The organism is Granulicatella adiacens ATCC 49175 (assembly GCF_025150565.1).
Taxonomy (GTDB): domain Bacteria; phylum Bacillota; class Bacilli; order Lactobacillales; family Aerococcaceae; genus Granulicatella; species Granulicatella adiacens.
Genome location: NZ_CP102283.1, coordinates 1,611,514 through 1,633,493, shown reverse-complemented (window position 1 = coordinate 1,633,493; position 21,980 = coordinate 1,611,514). Strand labels below are relative to the sequence as shown.

General features: G+C 41.0%; 15 protein-coding genes, 8 tRNA genes and 3 rRNA genes. 25 read left to right on the top strand and 1 reads right to left on the bottom strand.

The window, feature by feature from the left end; translation table 11 throughout:
- The 13 genes from glnA (at position 1) to NQ540_RS08005 (ending at position 12,803) form a co-directional block, all read left to right on the top strand.
- Complete coding sequence (glnA, locus tag NQ540_RS08065) at positions 1–1,332, top strand: type I glutamate--ammonia ligase (protein ID WP_005606075.1); 1,332 nt, start codon at positions 1–3, stop codon at positions 1,330–1,332.
- Between the two features lie 230 nt (positions 1,333–1,562).
- Positions 1,563–2,867 carry a peptidoglycan bridge formation glycyltransferase FemA/FemB family protein gene (locus NQ540_RS08060; protein WP_223429365.1) on the top strand — a complete coding sequence of 435 codons (1,305 nt, stop codon included), beginning with the start codon at positions 1,563–1,565 and terminating at the stop codon, positions 2,865–2,867.
- Between the two features lie 57 nt (positions 2,868–2,924).
- Positions 2,925–3,452 (top strand): Gx transporter family protein, encoded by a 528-nt coding sequence (locus NQ540_RS08055; protein WP_005606072.1) that lies wholly within the window; start codon positions 2,925–2,927, stop codon positions 3,450–3,452.
- A gap of 94 nt (positions 3,453–3,546) precedes the next feature.
- Positions 3,547–5,475: an NAD(P)/FAD-dependent oxidoreductase gene (locus NQ540_RS08050; RefSeq protein WP_005606070.1), complete on the top strand. Its 1,929-nt coding sequence runs from the start codon at positions 3,547–3,549 to the stop codon at positions 5,473–5,475.
- A gap of 70 nt (positions 5,476–5,545) precedes the next feature.
- The gene (locus NQ540_RS08045; protein WP_005606067.1) at positions 5,546–6,523 is read left to right on the top strand and encodes a polyprenyl synthetase family protein; all 978 of its coding nucleotides are present in this window, start codon (positions 5,546–5,548) and stop codon (positions 6,521–6,523) included.
- A 169-nt stretch (positions 6,524–6,692) separates the two neighbouring features.
- A complete protein-coding gene (locus NQ540_RS08040) occupies positions 6,693–7,229 on the top strand; it encodes an FMN-binding protein (protein WP_039848928.1) in 537 nt (178 codons plus the stop codon).
- A gap of 152 nt (positions 7,230–7,381) precedes the next feature.
- Positions 7,382–8,485, top strand: coding sequence for an FAD:protein FMN transferase (locus tag NQ540_RS08035; protein ID WP_039848927.1), 1,104 nt, complete (start codon positions 7,382–7,384; stop codon positions 8,483–8,485).
- Positions 8,482–9,432 (top strand): 1,4-dihydroxy-2-naphthoate polyprenyltransferase, encoded by a 951-nt coding sequence (locus NQ540_RS08030; RefSeq protein ID WP_005606059.1) that lies wholly within the window; start codon positions 8,482–8,484, stop codon positions 9,430–9,432. The genes NQ540_RS08035 and NQ540_RS08030 overlap by 4 nt, the downstream gene beginning before the upstream one ends.
- Before the next feature lie 71 nt (positions 9,433–9,503).
- The gene (gene rpmG, locus NQ540_RS08025; RefSeq protein ID WP_005606057.1) at positions 9,504–9,656 is read left to right on the top strand and encodes a 50S ribosomal protein L33; all 153 of its coding nucleotides are present in this window, start codon (positions 9,504–9,506) and stop codon (positions 9,654–9,656) included.
- Positions 9,657–9,676: 20 nt separating this feature from the next.
- On the top strand, positions 9,677–9,847 hold the full coding sequence (gene secE, locus NQ540_RS08020) for a preprotein translocase subunit SecE (RefSeq protein WP_005606054.1): 171 nt from the start codon (positions 9,677–9,679) through the stop codon (positions 9,845–9,847).
- A 109-nt stretch (positions 9,848–9,956) separates the two neighbouring features.
- Positions 9,957–10,502 (top strand): transcription termination/antitermination protein NusG, encoded by a 546-nt coding sequence (nusG, locus tag NQ540_RS08015; protein WP_005606052.1) that lies wholly within the window; start codon positions 9,957–9,959, stop codon positions 10,500–10,502.
- Positions 10,489–11,748: a peptidase T gene (gene pepT / locus NQ540_RS08010; RefSeq protein WP_005606049.1), complete on the top strand. Its 1,260-nt coding sequence runs from the start codon at positions 10,489–10,491 to the stop codon at positions 11,746–11,748. The genes nusG and pepT overlap by 14 nt, the downstream gene beginning before the upstream one ends.
- A gap of 173 nt (positions 11,749–11,921) precedes the next feature.
- A complete protein-coding gene (locus NQ540_RS08005) occupies positions 11,922–12,803 on the top strand; it encodes a diacylglycerol/lipid kinase family protein (RefSeq protein WP_039848926.1) in 882 nt (293 codons plus the stop codon).
- An 81-nt stretch (positions 12,804–12,884) separates the two neighbouring features.
- Here NQ540_RS08005 and NQ540_RS08000 read toward each other — a convergent pair.
- Positions 12,885–12,957, bottom strand: a tRNA-Thr gene (locus tag NQ540_RS08000).
- A gap of 410 nt (positions 12,958–13,367) precedes the next feature.
- Between NQ540_RS08000 and NQ540_RS07995 the strand changes: the two genes are divergently transcribed.
- The 12 genes from NQ540_RS07995 to NQ540_RS07940 all read left to right on the top strand — a co-directional run bounded on the left by NQ540_RS07995 (position 13,368) and on the right by NQ540_RS07940 (position 21,950).
- Positions 13,368–14,917 (top strand): 16S ribosomal RNA (locus NQ540_RS07995).
- A gap of 222 nt (positions 14,918–15,139) precedes the next feature.
- A 23S ribosomal RNA gene (locus NQ540_RS07990) occupies positions 15,140–18,056 on the top strand.
- A 78-nt stretch (positions 18,057–18,134) separates the two neighbouring features.
- Positions 18,135–18,250, top strand: a 5S ribosomal RNA gene (rrf, locus tag NQ540_RS07985).
- The 16S, 23S and 5S rRNA genes sit together here with 7 tRNA genes alongside, the layout of an rRNA operon.
- 11 nt (positions 18,251–18,261) lie before the next feature.
- Positions 18,262–18,334: transfer RNA gene (locus NQ540_RS07980), tRNA-Val, on the top strand.
- Positions 18,335–18,339: 5 nt separating this feature from the next.
- Positions 18,340–18,412 (top strand) — tRNA-Lys (locus tag NQ540_RS07975).
- A 2-nt stretch (positions 18,413–18,414) separates the two neighbouring features.
- Positions 18,415–18,487, top strand: a tRNA-Thr gene (locus tag NQ540_RS07970).
- A gap of 14 nt (positions 18,488–18,501) precedes the next feature.
- A tRNA-Gly gene (locus NQ540_RS07965) sits at positions 18,502–18,573 on the top strand.
- A gap of 25 nt (positions 18,574–18,598) precedes the next feature.
- Positions 18,599–18,684, top strand: a tRNA-Leu gene (locus tag NQ540_RS07960).
- Positions 18,685–18,701: 17 nt separating this feature from the next.
- Positions 18,702–18,775: transfer RNA gene (locus NQ540_RS07955), tRNA-Arg, on the top strand.
- 10 nt (positions 18,776–18,785) lie between these two features.
- Positions 18,786–18,859, top strand: a tRNA-Pro gene (locus NQ540_RS07950).
- A 131-nt stretch (positions 18,860–18,990) separates the two neighbouring features.
- Entirely contained in the window at positions 18,991–19,452 is a 462-nt protein-coding gene (locus tag NQ540_RS07945) for a CtsR family transcriptional regulator (protein WP_005607067.1), read from the top strand.
- Positions 19,453–19,472: 20 nt separating this feature from the next.
- Positions 19,473–21,950, top strand: coding sequence for an ATP-dependent Clp protease ATP-binding subunit (locus NQ540_RS07940; RefSeq protein WP_005607065.1), 2,478 nt, complete (start codon positions 19,473–19,475; stop codon positions 21,948–21,950).
- The last annotated feature ends 30 nt before the right edge of the window (positions 21,951–21,980 follow it).

The window sequence follows — 21,980 nt, the reverse complement described above, 5'->3', positions numbered from 1 at the left end:
ATGATTACACATGAAGAGATTAGAAGACAGGTAGAAGAGAAAGATGTTCGTTACTTACGATTGATCTTTACGGATATTCTAGGAACCATTAAAAACGTGGAAGTGCCAATTACACAATTAGATAAAGTATTGGCCAACAAAATGATGTTTGACGGTTCTTCAATTGAAGGATTTGTTCGTATTGAAGAAAGTGATATGTACTTATATCCAGACCTTTCAACTTGGGTGGTATTTCCATGGAGCAGTAAACATGGTACCATCGCGCGTTTAATCTGTGATGTTTACAAACCAGACGGAACACCATTTGCGGGGGACCCTCGTTCAAATTTAAAACGTGTGTTAAACGAAATGAAAGAATTAGGGTTCTCAAACTTCAACTTAGGACCAGAGCCAGAGTTCTTTTTATTCAAACTAGATGAAAACGGCGAACCAACCCTTGAAGGAAACGACCAAGGAAGCTACTTCGACTTAGCACCAATCGACCTTGGGGAAGAATGCCGTCGCGAAATCGTTCTTGAATTAGAAAAGATTGGTTTTGATATTGAAGCAAGTCACCACGAAGTAGCGCCTGGCCAACATGAAATCGACTGGAAATACTCTGATGCGGTTGCGGCTTGCGATAACATTCAAACCTTCAAACTGGTGGTAAAAACAATTGCGCGTAAACATGGATTACATGCAACTTTCATGCCGAAACCAGTATTTGGAATTGCTGGCAGCGGAATGCACTTCAACTTATCGTTATTTGACAAAGAAGGAAAGAATGCGTTCTTCGATGAAAACGGTGACCAACGCCTTAGCGACACTTGCCGTCACTTTATCGCAGGAGTGATGAAACATGCTAAAGCTCTAACAGCGGTATGTAACCCAACCGTAAACTCGTATAAACGTTTAGTTCCAGGATACGAAGCGCCTGTATATATTGCGTGGTCAGCACGTAATCGTTCGCCGCTAATCCGTATTCCAGAATCTCGTGGAATTTCAACTCGTATTGAATTGCGTAGCGTGGATCCATCTGCGAACCCATATTTAGCAATGGCTGCGATTTTAACGGCAGGGCTTGAAGGGGTTAAAGAAAAAATGGAAGTTCCTGCAGCTATTGACCGCAATATTTATGCGATGTCTGCTCGAGAACGCAAGGAAGCAGGAATTGATGATTTACCAGGAACATTAAACGAAGCGATTGAATACTTGAAACAAGATAAAACCGTTCAATCAGCATTAGGAAGTCATATCTTAGACAACTTTATCGAAGCGAAACGTTTTGAGTGGGCTGCATATCGTAGTCAAGTATCTCAATGGGAATTAGATCAATACTTAAAACTATTCTAAAAGATTAAATCAAAGGGCGTATCGTCGTGATGCGCTCTTTTTTGTACAAAAAACAAAATGTAACATATAAGTTACGTAACTTATATGTTACAATTCAGTTTTTGATACAGATATCTTTAACCAACACCCATTTCCATTGATACATAAAGCTTTCTCTTCGTAAAGTTTTGACATATTTTGCTGAAAGTGTAATACTGATAAGGAAACATGATAAGAAAGAGAGTGCACACATGTATATAAAAGAGATGTCGAATGCGTTAGAAGAGTATCATTCTTTTATGGAAACACAAGCCAACAGAACGGTTTTTCAAACGCCTGAATGGGGTGAAGTGAAGGCAGATGGCTCATGGACAAAAGATGTATTGCTGGTCATGACAGATGCTCATGAACCCGTTGCAGCTGCGATGATTCTTTACCGTAAATTACCCGGAGTGAATAAGTATTTAGCGTACGCGCCTCGTGGGATTGTAACGGATTATACAAATGCAGAACAATTAAAATCGGTCTTTGCGACTTTAAAAGTGTATTTAAAAGATAAAAATGCATTTGGATTAAAGATTGACCCAGAGTTACAATGGCGTGAATGGACAAACAAGTTCGAAATGGTCGAAGGTGGATTCAACAATGAAGAGTTCCGCAATAACATTTTAGCGTCTGGTTTTGTCGAACGCCCTATGGATTTAGGGTTCGACGGGATTCAACCGCGTTTAACAATGATTTTATCATTGAAAGATGAAGGGAAAGGCATCGTTGAAACGTTCAATAAGAAAGAGCGTTATAAAGTGAATGTAGCCAAAAAACAAGGAGTTGTTTGCTACAAAGGAACGCTTGAAGATATGCCAATCTATGATGAATTGAACAAGATTACGGCTGAACGTGACAAATACGTTGCCCGAAGTATCGAGTATTTAACAACAATGTACCAACACCTTCACCCTAAAGGCATGGTGGATTTATACTTTGCCAAAGTAGACTATAATGTCCAATTATCATTTGCGACAAATCGCTTAGAAACTGCGCAAAAAGAGTTCGATAAGTTAACAGGACAATTGGGAACCCTTAATAATCCTAAGCGAATTGAAAATGTTCAAAAACAAATCGACTCTCTAAAAGTAAATATTGAAAAATATGAAAAGGAAATTGACCGTGTAAAAGGCGACTTAGAACAGTATCCAGAAGGGAAAGTAGTTAGTGGAGCTTTTGTAGTGACGTACCTCGATAAAGCGTACTACTTATACGGGGCTAATATTACTGACGATGGTGGATTGAATGCGAACAAAGCGCTTGTATCGTGGATTATGCAAACTCTTTATGATGAAAAAGGCATTCGCTCATTCGACTTCTTTGGAGTTTCTGAAGACCAAGAACATCATGGTGGTATTAACGGCTTTAAGCAATCGTTTGATCCTGAGTTAGTCGAATATATCGGTGAGTTCGATATGCCAATCTCTAAGTTCTGGTTTGAAGTGTTCCATACTTGGGCGCCTAAAGCAGTCAGCTTAAAGAACAAATTATTAGTAAGACGTAAAAAATAGTCAAAAGGCTGGAAGAAGTTTCCGGCCTTTTTTAAAAAAGATTGAAAGGAGAATGGAATGCAGAAAAGTAGTCATTTAAGAAAACTTGTTTTTATCGCATTATTAACAGCTCAAGGAATTGTCTTAGGGTTGTTGGAACAAGCCATTCCGTTTCCTTTTGCGTTTGCACCAGGGGCTAAGTTGGGATTGGCGAATATAGTAACTTTAATTAGTTTATATACTTTATCGTTTAAAGAGGTCGTCTTTGTCATTGTGATGAAAACGTTGCTGACAACCGTTCTTGGAGGGACTTTTTCTACTTTTCTATATAGTGGTATGGGTGCCCTTGTCAGCTTTATCGGAATGTATCTTGTAAAGCAACTTGGTGAAAAGCGTGTCAGCATGATTGGAGTGAGTGCTACTGGTGGAATTCTGCACAATGTAGGGCAGTTGATGGTAGCAAGTTGGATGGCTAAATCGTGGACGGTGCTCTTATATTTACCAGCAATGTCAATCGTTGGAATCTTTGCAGGTATAGCTGTTGGGGTTGCCGCAAATTACGCGTTGGCTCATATTAAAGTTCTTCAATATTTTTCTAAAAAATAGAAGGGTTTCTTCGTGAAGAAAAAGACAATCCTATGGACAAAAGCACAATTATAGACTATACTACTAAAGTGATAAAGCTCAAGGGGGATTTACAATGACAAAAACAAACATTGTAGTAATCGGTGCAGGTTTTGCCGGAGTTGCTGCTACCAAAACATTGTCACATAAGTTGAAAAAGAATAAAGATGTTACGATTACATTGATTGATAAACATCCTTACTTAACTTATATGACGGAATTACATGAAGTTGCTGGGGGACGTGTTGAACCAGATGCGATTCAATACGACTTACAAAAGATTTTTGCTCGTTCAAAAAATGTCAACTTAGTAACAGATACAGTTACGAACTTAGATAAAGAAAATAAAGTAGTTCGCACAAAACATGGTGAATTCTCTTATGATTATTTAGTGCTTGGAATGGGTGGAGAAGCAAATGACTTCGGCGTCCCAGGTGTTAAAGAAAATGGATTTACGTTATGGTCAATGGAAGATGCTGTTAAAATGCGTAAACACATCCTTAACTGTGTTGAAAAAGCAGCTAAAGAACATGACCCTCAAAAACGTAAAGCGTTATTAACGTTTGCGGTATGTGGTGCCGGATTTACTGGGGTTGAACTAGTCGGTGAATTAATGGACTGGATTCCAGTGTTAGCACATGAATACAATTTAGATAAAGAAGATTTTGACTTATATATTATTGAAGCCGTTCCAACTATCTTAAACATGTTAGATGCAAACGATGCGGATAAAGCAGAAGCCTTCATGGTAAAACGCGGCATCAAAGTGATTAAAGGAAACGGAATTTCCGAAGTGAAGCAAAATAGCATTCGCTTAGCAGACGGTACAGTAATTCCAACTTATTCACTATTCTGGACAGCAGGCGTTAAAGCAAACACTGAAGCAGAAGTGTTTGGGTTTAAAGCGGCAAGAGCTGGACGTTTAGTCGTTAATGAGAATATGTTAATCGATGGCGAAACAGATATTTTTGCTGTTGGAGACTTAGCGTACTATGAAGAACCAGATAAAGAAAACCGCCCACATCCACAAATTGTACAAGCGGCTGAACAAACTGGTAAAACAGCAGCGAAAAATATTATTGCATCAATTAACAATACTTCAAAAGTTGCTTACAAAGGAAAATACGATGGATTCATGGTTTCTATTGGATCTCACTACGGCGTTGCTTTCTTGATGGGGAAATGGCACTTAAGTGGATTTTTCGCAATGTTGATGAAACACTTAGTAAATATTAAATATTTCCTTGAGATTTTCTCCTTATACTATGCGATTCAATATGTATTCCATGAATTCTTCCATATTAAAAACCGTCGTAATATCTTCCGTGGACACCTATCACGCTACGGTAATGTATTATGGTCAGTGCCGCTTCGATTATTCTACGGTGGTATGTGGACAATTGAAGGCTTGAAGAAAATCTTTGGTTTATGGGGAGCTCATAGTTGGATTGATGGAACTCATTTAGCATTCCCATTCCCTTGGTTGTTAGAACCAACTTCTGCTGCAAGTGGAGCAACTGAAGCTGTTTCAGCTGCAAGTGGTGCTACAGAAACAGCAGCACAAACAGCTACTCAAGTCGTTTCATTCGGTTTCAACTATTCATATGGGGAACAACCAGCAATGGTATTAGAAAAGATGCCAGATTGGTTTGCTTCAATCATGCAAATTATGATTCCTAATGTTGAAGTTGCACATTTAATGCAAAAAGTAATGTCCTTTGTAGAGTTAGCAATCGGTCTTGCTATTATGGCTGGTTTCTTAACTTGGATTGTAAACGCAGTGACAATCGGTTTAGTCGCAACATTCTGTTTATCAGGAATGTTCTACTGGGTAAACATGTGGTTTGTTCCTGCTGCGATTGCATTAATGAACGGCTCAGGTCGCGCGTTTGGTTTAGACTACTACTTCATTCCTTGGTTCCAAAGAACAGCTGGAAAATGGTGGTATGGTAAATCGAAAGCAATCTATGGCTTCGATAAGCAAGGAAACCAACTTGTAAAATAGGATATGGTATAATGAGGTCGACAATTTTGTCGGCTTCTTTTTTTAAAAGTCGATTTGAAGGAGAAAATATATGACGGCTGTACATCCAATGTGGATGAATTATCCAGAACTTCACGAAGAACTAAAACAAGTAAAAAAAATAATGAGAGATTCCATTCAAATAGAGAATAAGGCTATTAAGGATGCAATTTTATCAGTCCTTGATTCAGGGGGGAAAATGGTTCGTCCTGCATATTTGATTCTATTCTCTATGTGGAACGACAATAGAAATAAAGAAGAAGTTCTTGCTATTGCGGCTGCTTTGGAGCTATTACATGTGGCTACATTATTCCATGACGATGTGATAGATGAATCTAGCGTTCGAAGAGGTCAAGAGACGATTAGCGCAAAATTGGGGAATCGAGTAGCCATTTATGCAGGGGATTATTTATTGACGGTTTGTTATCAACTGTTATCTTCCTATAGCAAAGATTTAGTGAATATCCAAATTCCCACGAGTGGAATGATGCAAGTGATTCAAGGGGAACTGTCTCAAATGGAAGAACGTTATCGTTTAGATGTGACGGTTCAAGACTATCTGAAGAGAATTGAAGGGAAAACAGCGCAACTTTTTATGTTAAGTTGTGTGATGGGAGAACAGTTTTCAGTCTTGAAAGAAGAAGCAAGAGCAAGACAAATTGGTCATGCGATAGGAATGTCTTTCCAAATTTTAGATGATATCTTAGATTATGAAATTGATGCTCATCAATTTGGAAAACCGGTATTAGAGGATGTAGCTCAAGGGGTGTATACTTTACCGCTCATTATGGCTTTGTCCAAAAAAGAGAAGGAATTGCTCCCACTTCTAGAAAAAAAGGAGCTTATTTCTGAAGTGGAAAGAAAGAAAGTGCAACAACTGGTATTAAAATCTGGTGGAGTAGAGTCTGCAAAAGAATTAGCCAAAAAATATACGGATCGCGCTTTGCAACAAATTGAACGACTGCCAGAAAAGAATGTGAAAGCGATGTTGTTTGATATCACAAGCCGTTTATTGCAGAGAGAATATTAATAACTATTCATTCACAAAGAAAGGTGTTTTCATTTCAGAAAACACCTTTTTCACTTTATTCCTTTAAGTGAAAAGAAGAACAAAATTCCAGAGAAAACTAGACTTTTGCCCGTGATATGCTATAATAGATGTTACGAAATATAAAATATAGAGAAGGATGGTAAAAACCATGACTATCAAAAAATCTTTATCTGCAACAGCAGTATTATTATCATCTGTGTTTGTTTTAGCAGCATGTGGCGGAAACAGCAAAACAGATTCAAGCAAAACAACAACACAAGCATCTACAACACAAACTGCAACTACACAAGCGGCGGCACAAAAATCTGATGCAGCTTTAAAAGATGGTACTTATAAATTAGTATCAGCTGCTGACAAACGTGGTTGGCATGTTGAATTTACGATTACTGTTGAAGGTGGAAAAATCACTAAATCTGATTATGACAACTTAAACGATAAAGGTGAACGTAAATCAGCAGATGCTGCATACGAAAAATCAATGAAAGATAAATTGGGTACTGGACCAGCTGAATACTTTAAAGCATACAATGAAGGTCTTGTTTCTAAACAAAATCCTAAAGATGTTGAAGTAGTAGCAGGAGCAACAAACGCACATACTTCATTTGTGGAATATGCAAACAAATTAATTGAAGCTGCTAAAAAAGGCGATACTACTGAAATTAAAGTAGAAGCACCAAAAAACTAATGGATTACAAGTGAAGACTCTGAACTCCTGTACTTTTCGTGCAGGAGTTTTTAGTTTATTGATTGGAAATAGTGTGAGGATTTACTAAGGTAAAGTTTAGTTTTTATGAAAAATGCGATACAATATATAAGGTGAATGAGAAGGAGAGTGTTATGAGAAAAAAGTGGATGACATGGGGGCTAATGGCAGTGATGGGGACAGCTGTCTTAGCTGCTTGCCAGAATCAATCGAATAATGAAGCCGACACAGTTTCGGGGGCATCAATTAAAACTCCAAGAGAAATCATTAAATCTCCGGTTAAAAAGACAGATTTCTTATTAGGAACGGCTGTTTCATTGTCTGTCTATCATCCTAATTCAGAGGCTTTAATCGAGAGTGCTTTGGAGATGATTAAAGATTTAGAAAAGAGAATTACTGTAAATGCTTCCGGATCTGAAGTGGATGAAGTAAACATTGCTGCGGGTGAAAAGCCTGTAAAGGTCAGTTCAGATGTTTATGAGCTCATTAAATTAGGATTGGAATATAGTGCGGAGTTTAATGGGTCGTTTGATATTACTGTGGGACCATTAACGTCGCTTTGGCATATTGGATTTGATGATGCCAAAAAACCTACTCAAGAAGAAATTGATGCAGTCCTTCCTCTTGTTGATTATAAGGAAGTAGAGATGAATGATGCTGACCAAACCGTTTTCCTAAAGAAAAAAGGAATGAAATTGGATTTAGGCGGGATTGCCAAAGGATATATTGCCGATAAGGTTTGGGATTATTTTGCTAAAGAAGGAGTAACGACTGCCGTTATCGATTTAGGTGGAAATATTGTTGTTATGGGAGGGTCCCCTGCAAGAAATGGGGTGGCTTGGAATGTAGGAATTCAAGATCCAGTAGAATCGCGTGGAACAACTTTAGGGACGATTTTAGAAAAAGATAAAACAATCGTCACTTCAGGAATCTATGAACGTTATTTAAAAGTGGACAATCAAGTCTACCATCATATTCTAAATCCAAAAACGGGCTATCCTTATGAGAATAATATCGAAGGAGTATCGGTGATTGTAAATCGTTCGACTAAAGGAGATGCTTTATCGACTTCGATGTTTTCTGTAGGGGTAAAAGAAGGTCTGGAATATGCAAATAGCCATAAAGATGTGGATGTCATTTTTGTGACAAAGGATAAAAAGGTCTATGTATCCGATTCGATTAAAGAGACTTTCAAACTAACAAACGGAGCACTTGAGTTGAAGGAGTCTATAGAATGATGTCAAAAAAAGAATTTATTGAATTAGTGGAATTGCGAACGAAATTGGCTAGCGTTTTCCCATTTTTAACTGCTTTATGCTATTCTTTTATATTATTTAAAGAAATTAATCTTCTTAATATGTGCCTCTTCTTTATTGGAATGTTGTCATTTGATATGGCTACGACCGTTATGAATAATTTGATGGACTATGTAAAAGCAAAGAACTCTGACTATCGTGATCATCATAATGTGATTGGAACAAGTAGTATAACGGTGAAAAAAGCGTGGCAAGTATTCGGGATTCTGTTTGCAGTAGCTACAGTTTTTGGAATCGTTCTTGTGGTGCGCACGAATATTATTTTGTTAATGGTCGGAGCACTTTGTTTCTTTATCGGTGTGTTCTATACTTTTGGTCCAATTCCGATTTCTCGGATGCCTCTTGGTGAAGTGTTGTCAGGTTTCACGATGGGATTCGGGATTTTCTGGATTACGGTATTTTTAAATGTGCCAGAAGGAACTATTTTTGCAGGCGTGCAGTTAGACGGAAGTATTTTAACGATGCAACTGGATATCGTTGCTCAGTTAAAGGTGTTTCTGTTATCATTGCCACTTGTTTGTACGATTGCCAATATTATGTTAAGCAACAATATCTGTGACTTAGAAACGGATATTACCAACCACCGTTATACATTGGTTTACTATATTGGAAAGAAACAAGCTTTAGTGGTGTATCAAGTGCTTTATGCAGTTGCGTTGGGGGCGATTCTACTAGCTGTATTGTTAGGAGTTGTGCCATGGATCCTGCTTGGTGTTCTTGTAGTTGGAATTCCTATTTATAAACATATTCAGCAGTTCAAAGCTGTACAAGATAAGAAAACAACCTTTGCTTTAGCCATTAAAAATATGGTAATGATTCATTCTTTACAAATTATTCTGCTTCTTGTAGCAATATTATTAGGCTACTAGTGTTGACTTGACAAAATTTCACTGTTTCCTTATGATTAAATAGATATGGATTTATAGAAAGTAGTGAAAGAATGGCACAGAAAAAAGCAGCGTTAGCTTGTAGTGTATGTGGATCAAGAAATTACACCATTACTCTTGGTCAAAATCGTCGAGTTGAACGTTTAGAAATCAAAAAATTCTGCAAATATTGTAATAAACAAACACTACATCGTGAAACAAAATAAAGAGGAAAGGGAGACCCAGCATGCGTTTTTTATCAAATGTTTTTAAAGAGATGAAAAAAGTAACATGGCCAACAGGTAAAGAAGTAAACAAATATACTATTACAGTAATTATTACAGTGGTAGTAGCATTAGGCTTTTTTGCTGTGGTGGACTATGGGATTCATCAACTCATTACATTCCTTTTAAAATAATAGTACTTTATAGTGATTAGTGATATACTAAAAGCAGTTGAAAAAAACCTTCATCTTGAAGGTTTTTTTGTATGGAAAAATGTTGTTGATTCTTTAAGGAGGAGTATTAATGGAAAAAGAATGGTATGTATTACACACGTATTCAGGATATGAAAACAAAGTGAAATCAAATCTTTTATCACGTATCCAAAGCATGGGGATGGAAGAAAATATTTTTCGTGTCATCGTTCCTGAAGAAGAGGAAGTTGAAGTAAAAGATGGTAAAACAAAAACAACGGTGGAAAAAACTTTCCCTGGTTATGTATTAGTAGAAATGGTGATGTCTGACCAAGCGTGGTACGTCGTTCGTAACACTCCTGGGGTAACAGGTTTCGTTGGTTCGCACGGTGCGGGTTCAAAACCATCTCCTTTATTACCAGAAGAAGTAGAAGCAATCTTAGGACGTATCGGTGAAAAAGTACATGCTCCAGTTGATTTACATGTATCTGTTGGAGATTACGTAATCATCACTGAAGGTGCCTTCAACGATATGAGCGGTAAAGTAGTAGAACTTGACCACGAAAAACAAAAAATTAAAGTAGCGATTGAAATGTTCGGTCGTGAAACCATTGCAGACTTAGAGTTCCACCAAGTGAAAGAAGATGACTCTTATTAAAATGTATCCTACAATGTTAGAACGATTTATTCGATATGCGAAAATCAATACGCGTAGTGACTTGAAATCAACTAGCATCCCTACGACAAAGAGCCAATGGGAATTTTTAGAGATGCTTCGTGATGAATTAGTGGGGTATGGCTTTACAAAAGTAGAACTCGATCCAGAGGATAGCTACTTAGTGGCGCTACTCCCCAGTAACTTAACAGAAGAAAGTACGGCTCCAGCGATTGGGTTTATCGCCCACGTCGATACCGCAGATTTCAACGCTGAAAATATCAATCCACAAATTCACGAGAATTATAATGGAGAAGATGTGTTGCTAAATGCCCAGAAAAATTTGGTGATGACGGTCAGCGAGTTTCCAAATTTGAAGAATTATATCGGTGAAACGCTAATTACCACAGACGGGACTACACTGCTGGGTGCCGATGATAAGGCAGGGCTCGTTTCGGTATTAGAAGCGTGTTTGTACTTAATGGCTCATCCAGAGATTCCGCATGGCGATATATGGTTAGCATTTGGGCCTGACGAAGAAATTGGAAAGGGCGCACACCGTTTCAAAGCGGATAGAATGCCTGCAAAATTTGCCTATACTTTAGATAGTGGAGTGGTAGGAAAGTTAGAATATGAAACGTTTAATGCGGCTCGTGCAGTGGTGACAATTCACGGGACTAGTGTTCACCCAGGGCAAGCCAAAGATGTCATGGTGAATGCTTTAGCGGAAGCGGCAAAACTATTTGCTCACATGCCAGTGGATGAAGTGCCAGAACGTACAAGTGGGTACGAAGGATACTTTATGTTATCGAAACAATCAGGCGACATCGGTAAGGTTGAATTGGAATATATTATTCGTGATCACTCGATGGAGAAATTCGAAGAGCGAAAAGCGCAGTTCCAACAAATCGTCGATGCGCAAAATGCAACGTATGATGTGCCACGTATCGAATGTACGATTTACGATGAGTACTATAATATGTATGAAATCCTAAAAGACGATATGACTTCAGTTGAAGTAGCAATTGAGGCTTATAAAGAATGTGGTATCACGCCAGATATTCAACCATTCCGTGGAGGAACAGATGGATGTATTATTACTTATAAAGGAATCCCAACTCCAAACTTATTTACCGGAGCTGAGAACCTCCATGGGCAATACGAATTCGTAACTCTCGAAAGCATGCAAAAAGCCAGTGATGTAGTATTGAAGATAATTAAATTAGTACAAAATAAAAAGGTCGGGTAATTACTCGGCCTTATTTTTATAGATATTGATTACCATTAAAGTAAGATAAAAAAGATAAGGAATACATTATCATATGTTATAATGCATTACAAATACTTAGAATATTAATAAGGCAAGCTATTCGAAAGTAGGTTTAAAATGATTTTGAACAACAGAATAGGGAGATGTTTAGGATGAAAAAAGTAATGATTATTATTAATCCAACTTCTGGTGGAGAAAAAGCTTTGGATTATAAAGAAAAAATTGAAAACAAAGCGAAAGAATATTTTGACGTTGTTGAAACTAGAATAACTGAGAAAGCGAAAGACGCAACTATTTTTGCTGAAGAAGCTGTTAAAGAAAAAGCTGAAGCTGTAGTAGTGTTTGGTGGTGATGGTACCGTTAATGAAGTAATTTCAGGAATAGCTGAAAAAGAATATATTCCTAAACTAGGGATTATCCCAGGTGGGACAGGTAATTTAATTACAAAATTATTAGAAATCAGTCAAGATATTGACCAAGCGATAGAAGAACTCGATTTCAACAATACCAACGCTATTGATATTGGGAAAGCTAACGATCATTACTTTGGATATATTTTTAGTGTGGGATCCCTGCCAGAAGCCATTCACAATGTTGAGATTGAAGATAAGACAAAATATGGGGTTTTAGCCTATGCAATTAATACGATGAAATCGGTATTAAAAGATGAAGCGTTTATGATTCATGTTGAAACAGAGAATGGAAACTATCACGGAGAAGCTAGTCAAGTACTTGTTCTATTGTCCAACTATTATGCGGACAAAAAAATGTTTGATGAAAACAAGGATGGCTATGCTAATATATTGATTCTTAAAGATGCTTCTATCTTCTCAAAACTATCACTCATTCCTAATATATTAAAAGGGGATGTGGTTGAAAATGAAAATATCGAATATATTAAAGCAAAAAATATAAAAATTTCATCGGATTCCAAACTAGAGTCTGACGTTGATGGAGACCAATCAGACGATCTTCCAGTTCAGATTAAAATTTTTGGGAATCACGTTTCAGTTTACTCAGCTCCAAAAGAGTAAAGTGAATACTCGTACAAAAATAATAATAAAAAGCGTTCAAGAAGATTCATTTGACCTCTTCTTGAACGCTTTTCTAATAGATGCCGAAAACAGGGGTCGAACCTGCGACCTACGCGTTACGAGTGCGTTGCTCTGCCAACTGAGCTATTTCGGCTGATGTACTCTTTATTATACGAGCCTCTAAAAAGAAAGTAAAGACTTTATTGAAAAATCAATGAAAAAGGAATTAAAAAATTTTTTTAAAAAATAAATCATTTCGTTTGCAAACAGTTCTTGGTTATGATAAATTAATATCACTGTTGAGCGAACGTTCGCTTATAAAACAGTTTCAAAAAACTTTGAAAAAGTTGAATAAAAACTGTTGACAGTAAAAATGTCCTGTGATAGGATATAGAAGTTGTTGCAAAACAACGATTGACCTTTGAAAACTGAACAAAGAAGACGAACCAAATGTGTAGGGACTTCATTAATTTTAATGAAGAAACAACAATTTCTTATCTCTTAAAGAGATACAATAAGTCAGTAATTAAAATGAGCTTTTCAAAGCTCATGAAAATTCAAATTTTTCATGAGAGTTTGATCCTGGCTCAGGACGAACGCTGGCGGCGTGCCTAATACATGCAAGTCGAACGAGAGCGACCGGTGCTTGCACTGGTCAATCTAGTGGCGAACGGGTGAGTAACACGTGGGTAACCTGCCCATCAGAGGGGGATAACATCCGGAAACGGATGCTAAAACCGCATAGGTCTTCGAATCGCATGGTTTGAAGAGGAAAAGAGGCGCAAGCTTCTGCTGATGGATGGACCCGCGGTGCATTAGCTAGTTGGTGAGGTAACGGCTCACCAAGGCCGTGATGCATAGCCGACCTGAGAGGGTGATCGGCCACATTGGGACTGAGACACGGCCCAAACTCCTACGGGAGGCAGCAGTAGGGAATCTTCCGCAATGGACGCAAGTCTGACGGAGCAACGCCGCGTGAGTGAAGAAGGTTTTCGGATCGTAAAACTCTGTTGTTAGAGAAGAACAAGTGCTAGAGTAACTGTTAGCGCCTTGACGGTATCTAACCAGAAAGCCACGGCTAACTACGTGCCAGCAGCCGCGGTAATACGTAGGTGGCAAGCGTTGTCCGGATTTATTGGGCGTAAAGCGAGCGCAGGCGGTTCCTTAAGTCTGATGTGAAAGCCCCCGGCTCAACCGGGGAGGGTCATTGGAAACTGGGGAACTTGAGTGCAGAAGAGGAGAGTGGAATTCCATGTGTAGCGGTGAAATGCGTAGATATATGGAGGAACACCAGTGGCGAAGGCGACTCTCTGGTCTGTAACTGACGCTGAGGCTCGAAAGCGTGGGTAGCAAACAGGATTAGATACCCTGGTAGTCCACGCCGTAAACGATGAGTGCTAAGTGTTGGAGGGTTTCCGCCCTTCAGTGCTGCAGTTAACGCATTAAGCACTCCGCCTGGGGAGTACGACCGCAAGGTTGAAACTCAAAGGAATTGACGGGGACCCGCACAAGCGGTGGAGCATGTGGTTTAATTCGAAGCAACGCGAAGAACCTTACCAAGTCTTGACATCCTTTGACCACTCTAGAGATAGAGCTTTCCCTTCGGGGACAAAGTGACAGGTGGTGCATGGTTGTCGTCAGCTCGTGTCGTGAGATGTTGGGTTAAGTCCCGCAACGAGCGCAACCCTTATTACTAGTTGCCAGCATTCGGTTGGGCACTCTAGTGAGACTGCCGGTGACAAACCGGAGGAAGGTGGGGATGACGTCAAATCATCATGCCCCTTATGACTTGGGCTACACACGTGCTACAATGGATGGTACAACGAGCAGCGAACTCGCGAGGGTAAGCGAATCTCTTAAAGCCATTCTCAGTTCGGATTGTAGGCTGCAACTCGCCTACATGAAGCCGGAATCGCTAGTAATCGCGGATCAGCACGCCGCGGTGAATACGTTCCCGGGTCTTGTACACACCGCCCGTCACACCACGAGAGTTTGTAACACCCAAAGTCGGTGAGGTAACCATTTGGAGCCAGCCGCCTAAGGTGGGATAGATGATTGGGGTGAAGTCGTAACAAGGTAGCCGTATCGGAAGGTGCGGCTGGATCACCTCCTTTCTAAGGATAAACCTCAGTGCCGTAAGGTATTGAAGGTAATACGGAACCCTACAGGGTTTAGACTTCTTTGTTTAGTTTTGAGAGGTTCATCTCTCAATTTTGTTCTTTGAAAACTGAATACTATATCACAACAAATAACCAATTAATTTACCGAGAGTTAGAGTAACATCTAACGAAAAGAGTTTTTTAACAAAACGCAACGCTATGCGACATTTAACCAACGGTTAAGTGAATAAGGGCGCACGGTGGATGCCTTGGTACTAGGAGCCGAAGAAGGACGGAACTAACACCGATATGCTTTGGGGAGCTGTAAGTAAGCTAAGATCCAAAGATTTCCGAATGGGGGAACCCAGCACCTTTCATAGGGTGTTACCAATGAGTGAATACATAGCTCATTAGGAGGTACACGCAGGGAACTGAAACATCTCATTACCTGCAGGAAGAGAAAGAAAAATCGATTCCCTGAGTAGCGGCGAGCGAAACGGGAGGAGCCCAAACCAACGAGCTTGCTTGTTGGGGTTGTAGGACTAGAACGTGAGAAGACATCAAGATAGCAGAAGTGGTCTGGAAAGGCCCATCACAGAAGGTGACAATCCTGTACGCGACATCTTGACGAACTCTACTAGCATCCTGAGTACGGCGGGACACGAGGAATCCCGTCGGAATCCGCCAGGACCATCTGGCAAGGCTAAATACTACCTAGTGACCGATAGTGAACCAGTACCGTGAGGGAAAGGTGAAAAGAACCCCGGGAGGGGAGTGAAAGAGTACCTGAAACCGTGTGCTTACAAGTAGTCAGAGCCCGTTAATGGGTGATGGCGTGCCTTTTGTAGAATGAACCGGCGAGTTACGTTTACATGCGAGGTTAAGATGAAGAGTCGGAGCCGTAGCGAAAGCGAGTCTGAATAGGGCGCATGAAGTATGTGGACGTAGACCCGAAACCAAGTGATCTACCCATGTCCAGGTTGAAGGTGCGGTAAAACGCACTGGAGGACCGAACCAGGGCACGTTGAAAAGTGCTTGGATGAGGTGTGGGTAGCGGAGAAATTCCAATCGAACTTGGAGATAGCTGGTTCTCTCCGAAATAGCTTTAGGGCTAGCCTCGGAAGTGAGAATCGTGGAGGTAGAGCACTGTTTGGACTAGGGGCCCATCTCGGGTTACCGAATTCAGATAAACTCCGAATGCCATGTATTTATATCCGGGAGTCAGACTGCGAGTGATAAGATCCGTAGTCGAAAGGGAAACAGCCCAGACCACCAGCTAAGGTCCCAAAATATCTGTTAAGTGGAAAAGGATGTGGGGTTGCACAGACAACTAGGATGTTGGCTTAGAAGCAGCCATCATTCAAAGAGTGCGTAATAGCTCACTAGTCGAGTGACCCTGCGCCGAAAATGTAACGGGGCTAAACAGATTACCGAAGCTGTGGATTGGACCTTATGGTCCAGTGGTAGGAGAGCGTTCTAAGGGCGGAGAAGCATGATCGTAAGGACATGTGGAGCGCTTAGAAGTGAGAATGCCGGTATGAGTAGCGAAAGACGGGTGAGAATCCCGTCCACCGAATAACTAAGGTTTCCTGGGGAAGGCTCGTCCTCCCAGGGTTAGTCGGGACCTAAGGCGAGGCCGATAGGCGTAGTCGATGGACAACAGGTTGATATTCCTGTACTTCTATAAATCGTTTGAGCAATGGAGGGACGCAGGAGGCTAAGAAAAGCGTACGACTGGAAGTGTACGCCCAAGCAGTGAGTCGGCTGATGAGTCAAATGCTTATCACAGATGCGACAAGCTGTAACGGGGAGGGAAGTTTAGTACCGAAGTTTCTGATGTCACACTGCCGAGAAAAGCTTCTAGCAAGATTTATAGGACCCGTACCGCAAACCGACACAGGTAGTTGAGGAGAGAATCCTAAGGTGAGCGAGCGAACTCTCGTTAAGGAACTCGGCAAAATGACCCCGTAACTTCGGGAGAAGGGGTGCTGGTAGCAATACCAGCCGCAGTGAATAGGCCCAGGCGACTGTTTATCAAAAACACAGGTCTCTGCAAAATCGAAAGATGACGTATAGGGGCTGACGCCTGCCCGGTGCTGGAAGGTTAAGAGGAGAGGTTAGCGCAAGCGAAGCTTTGAATTGAAGCCCCAGTAAACGGCGGCCGTAACTATAACGGTCCTAAGGTAGCGAAATTCCTTGTCGGGTAAGTTCCGACCCGCACGAAAGGCGTAACGATCTGGGCACTGTCTCAACGAGAGACTCGGTGAAATTATAGTACCTGTGAAGATGCAGGTTACCCGCGACAGGACGGAAAGACCCCATGGAGCTTTACTGTAGTTTGATATTGAGTGTTTGTGTCACATGTACAGGATAGGTAGGAGCTGAAGAATCCGGGACGCCAGTTTCGGAGGAGGCAACGGTGGGATACTACCCTTGTGACATGACCACTCTAACCCGCACCCCTTACCGGGGTGGGAGACAGTGTCAGACGGGCAGTTTGACTGGGGCGGTCGCCTCCTAAAGTGTAACGGAGGCGCCCAAAGGTTCCCTCAGAATGGTTGGAAATCATTCGAAGAGTGTAAAGGCAGAAGGGAGCTTGACTGCGAGACCTACAAGTCGAGCAGGGACGAAAGTCGGGCTTAGTGATCCGGTGGTACCGTATGGAAGGGCCATCGCTCAACGGATAAAAGCTACCCTGGGGATAACAGGCTTATCTCCCCCAAGAGTTCACATCGACGGGGAGGTTTGGCACCTCGATGTCGGCTCATCGCATCCTGGGGCTGAAGTCGGTCCCAAGGGTTGGGCTGTTCGCCCATTAAAGCGGTACGCGAGCTGGGTTCAGAACGTCGTGAGACAGTTCGGTCCCTATCCGTCGCGGGCGTTGGAAATTTGAGAGGAGCTGTCCTTAGTACGAGAGGACCGGGATGGACACACCGCTGGTGTACCAGTTGTTCTGCCAAGAGCATCGCTGGGTAGCTATGTGTGGACGGGATAAACGCTGAAAGCATCTAAGCGTGAAGCCCCCCTCGAGATGAGATTTCCCATCACATTAAGTGAGTAAGACCCCTGAGAGACGATCAGGTAGATAGGCTAGAAGTGGAAGTGCCGCGAGGCATGGAGCGGACTAGTACTAATCGGTCGAGGACTTAACCACGAGTTGTATAGCTGGTAGATTGATGGAGTTGGATATAGATTCAGTTTTGAAAGAACGAAAGTTTTTTCAGAAATAAAGTGTGGTGACGATGGCAAGAAGGATACACCTGTTCCCATCTCGAACACAGAAGTTAAGCTTCTTAGCGCCGATAGTAGTTGGGGGTTTCTCCCTGCGAGGGTAGGACGTTGCCACGCTTTATTATAATGGAGGTTTAGCTCAGCTGGGAGAGCATCTGCCTTACAAGCAGAGGGTCAGCGGTTCGATCCCGTTAACCTCCATTGATGAGTGATTAGCTCAGTTGGTAGAGCATCTGACTTTTAATCAGAGGGTCACAGGTTCGAGCCCTGTATCACTCATAGCCGGCTTAGCTCAGTTGGTAGAGCATCTGATTTGTAATCAGAGGGTCGAGGGTTCAAGTCCTTTAGCCGGCATTAAAACCAAATTTGCGGAAGTAGTTCAGTGGTAGAACACCACCTTGCCAAGGTGGGGGTCGCGGGTTCGAACCCCGTCTTCCGCTTAGCCAATGTAAAACCATGGCCCATGCCGGGGTGGCGGAATTGGCAGACGCACAGGACTTAAAATCCTGCGGTCAGTGATGACCGTACCGGTTCGACCCCGGTCCTCGGCATTAACTAAATATACAATGCACCCATAGCTCAATTGGATAGAGTACTTGACTACGAATCAAGCGGTTACAGGTTCGACTCCTGTTGGGTGCATTTTTTCTTACGGGAATTAGCTCAGCTTGGTAGAGCACTTGGTTTGGGACCAAGGGGTCGTAGGTTCGAATCCTGTATTCCCGATAGTTATGAAGAAAAGAAGCTAAACATTTGTTTAGCTTCTTTTTTTTGTTTAAAAGCAATATAATTGGCAAGGAGAGAAAACTTCTGTATAATTAAAGTCAAATATAGTCAAGGTTAAAGGAGGAAGATGAATGCAAAATCAAAATATGTCCGATTTGATAGAAAGTTATTTGAAAAATGTATTGCTTTCGAATGAAACAGTAGAAATCAGACGCAGTGAGATTGCAGATCAATTCAATTGCGTTCCTTCTCAAATTAATTACGTGATTAATACTCGTTTTACCATCCAACAAGGGTATGTCGTAGAAAGTAAGCGAGGTGGCGGTGGATATATCCGCATAATGAAAGTAAATTTAGTGGATGAAATGGATGTTCTAAATACTTTAGGAGATTTAATTCCGCCTCAACTATCAGTACGAGAAGCAAATCATTTATTACAAAATTTATATGAGAACGAATTAATATCAAAACGTGAAGCCCAAATGATGGCTTTGATGATGGAAAAGGACACGTTTCCAGTTTCTGTTAAAAACGGAGATGAAATTCGTAGTATTATGATGAAAAAATTAATCGATAACTTGAAGTATCGTTAGAAACAGAAAGGATAAAGTCCATGAGTGAAATTTTTACACCAAAAGCAAAAAGTGCGATGGTTTTAGCTGCTAGAGAAGCTATTTTATTTAAGCATCAGGCTGTTGGAACAGAGCATTTATTATTAGGATTAATCTTGGAACAAGAAGGGATTGCTGGTCATGTACTACGTGCAGCAGGCCTCACAGCAGAAATTGTTCGTACGGAAATCGAATCACTGACTGGATATGGCTCAAACCGTAAACAGATGGATCCTTATTTAATGCCTTATTCTCCTAGAGCAAAAAAGGTGATTTTATCTGCTACAGATGAAGCAAAACGCCTCGAAGTGCCACAAGTTGGAACAGAACACTTATTATTAGCCTTATTACGTGAGGAAGTATTAGCAACGAAGATTCTTCGTGATAACCAAGTTGACCCTCAAGAATTAATGAAAGAAATCTACGGGAAAATAGGAATTCAACCAGCTAATTCAGGAGCTGCTAAAAGAAAAGCTCGCCAAGAATCTAGCCAAGAGGGAACGCCTACATTAAATGGATTAGCACGTGATTTAACAGAACTAGCGCGCCAAGGTAAGATTGATCCAGTGGTTGGTCGTGAAGAAGAAGTACGTCGTATTATTCAAATCATTAGTCGTCGTACGAAAAATAATCCAGTCCTTGTTGGGGAACCAGGTGTTGGTAAAACAGCTATTGTCGAAGGGTTGGCTCAACGAATGGTTTCTGGTGAAGTTCCTGAAGAAATCGCTGAGAAGCGCTTAATGATGTTAGATATGGGTGCAGTCGTTGCTGGAACGAAATATCGTGGTGAATTCGAAGAGCGCATGAAGAAAATTTTGGATGAAGTGTACCGTGAACAAGATGTGATTCTCTTTATTGATGAGTTGCATACGTTGATTGGCGCAGGTGGAGCGGAAGGTTCGATTGATGCTTCTAATATCTTAAAACCAGCGCTTGCCCGTGGAGAAATCCAAGTCATTGGGGCAACAACTTTAGACGAGTATCAAAAATATATTGAGAAAGATGCTGCATTAGAGCGTCGATTTGCCTCCATTCAAGTGAATGAACCGAGTGCAGATGATACCGTTGAAATCTTAAAAGGCCTTCGCAAACGTTATGAAGAGCATCACCGCGTGGAAATCACTGACGCAGCGATTGAAGCAGCAGTTCAATTATCAGTCCGTTATATTACGTCTCGTAAATTACCAGATAAAGCTATCGACTTGATGGACGAAACAGCAGCTAAAGCTCGACTAGATCGTAGTGGCAAACACTCACCGCTTCAAAAACTCGAAGTAGAAGTGGCAGAACTAGCAGTGAAGAAAGACGAAGCGATTCGTGAGCAAAAATTCGAAGAAGCAGCTCGTTTACGCAAGAAAGAACAAGCCAAACGCGACAAGCTTGAAAAACTACGCAAGAAAGTAGAAGTTGAAGCCAAACAAGAATTCGTCGCAGCCATCACAGACGAAGATATCGCAGAAGTGGTATCGCAATGGACAGGAATTCCATTGAAACAAATGGAGAAAAAAGAAAGTGAACGTCTGGTACATCTTGAAAAAGAATTGCACCAACGAGTGATTGGACAAGAAGAAGCCGTTTCAGCGGTCGCTCGTTCGATTCGCCGTGCTCGTAGCGGATTGAAGGATCCAAAACGTCCAATCGGTTCATTCTTATTCCTTGGATCTACAGGGGTTGGTAAGACAGAGTTAGCTAAAACTCTAGCAGAAGCGATGTTTGGCGACCAAGACGCGCTCGTTCGTATCGATATGTCTGAGTACATGGAGAAACACGCGGTTAGCCGTTTAGTGGGTTCACCTCCAGGATACGTTGGATTCGATGAAGGCGGACAATTAACAGAGAAGATTCGCAACAAACCTTACTCTGTGATTCTTTTAGATGAAATTGAAAAAGCCCACCCAGATGTGTTTAATATCTTATTACAAGTCTTAGATGATGGACATTTGACAGATTCGAAAGGACGTAAAGTCGACTTCAGAAATACGATTCTAATCATGACATCAAACCTTGGGGCAACGGCTCTAAGAGATGAAAAATCAGTTGGTTTCGGTGCGAAAACCGTACAACATGACCATGCCGCAATGGAAAAACGCATTCGCGAAGAGTTGAAGAATGCGTTCCGTCCAGAGCTATTAAACCGTATCGACGAAATTATCGTCTTCCATAAATTAACGAAACCTGAACTACGTCAAATCGTTCAATTGATGACAAAAGACATTAAGACTCGTCTTGCGGAACTCAATATCGAATTGAAATTTACTTCTGGTGTGATTGATTTAATCGCAGAAGAAGGATTCGATCCAGAATATGGGGCACGCCCAATTCGTCGTGCAATTCAAAAGAAAATCGAAGACCCACTTAGTGAAGCACTCCTCAGTGGAGAAGTTCGCTTCGGACAAAAAGTAACAATCGGTTCTCAAAAAGGGAAAGTGACGATTAAAGAAACAAAAGTCGCTCCTAAAAAAGAAGCAGTAAAAGCATAACATAATAAAAATAGCCACTTCTATACTCTA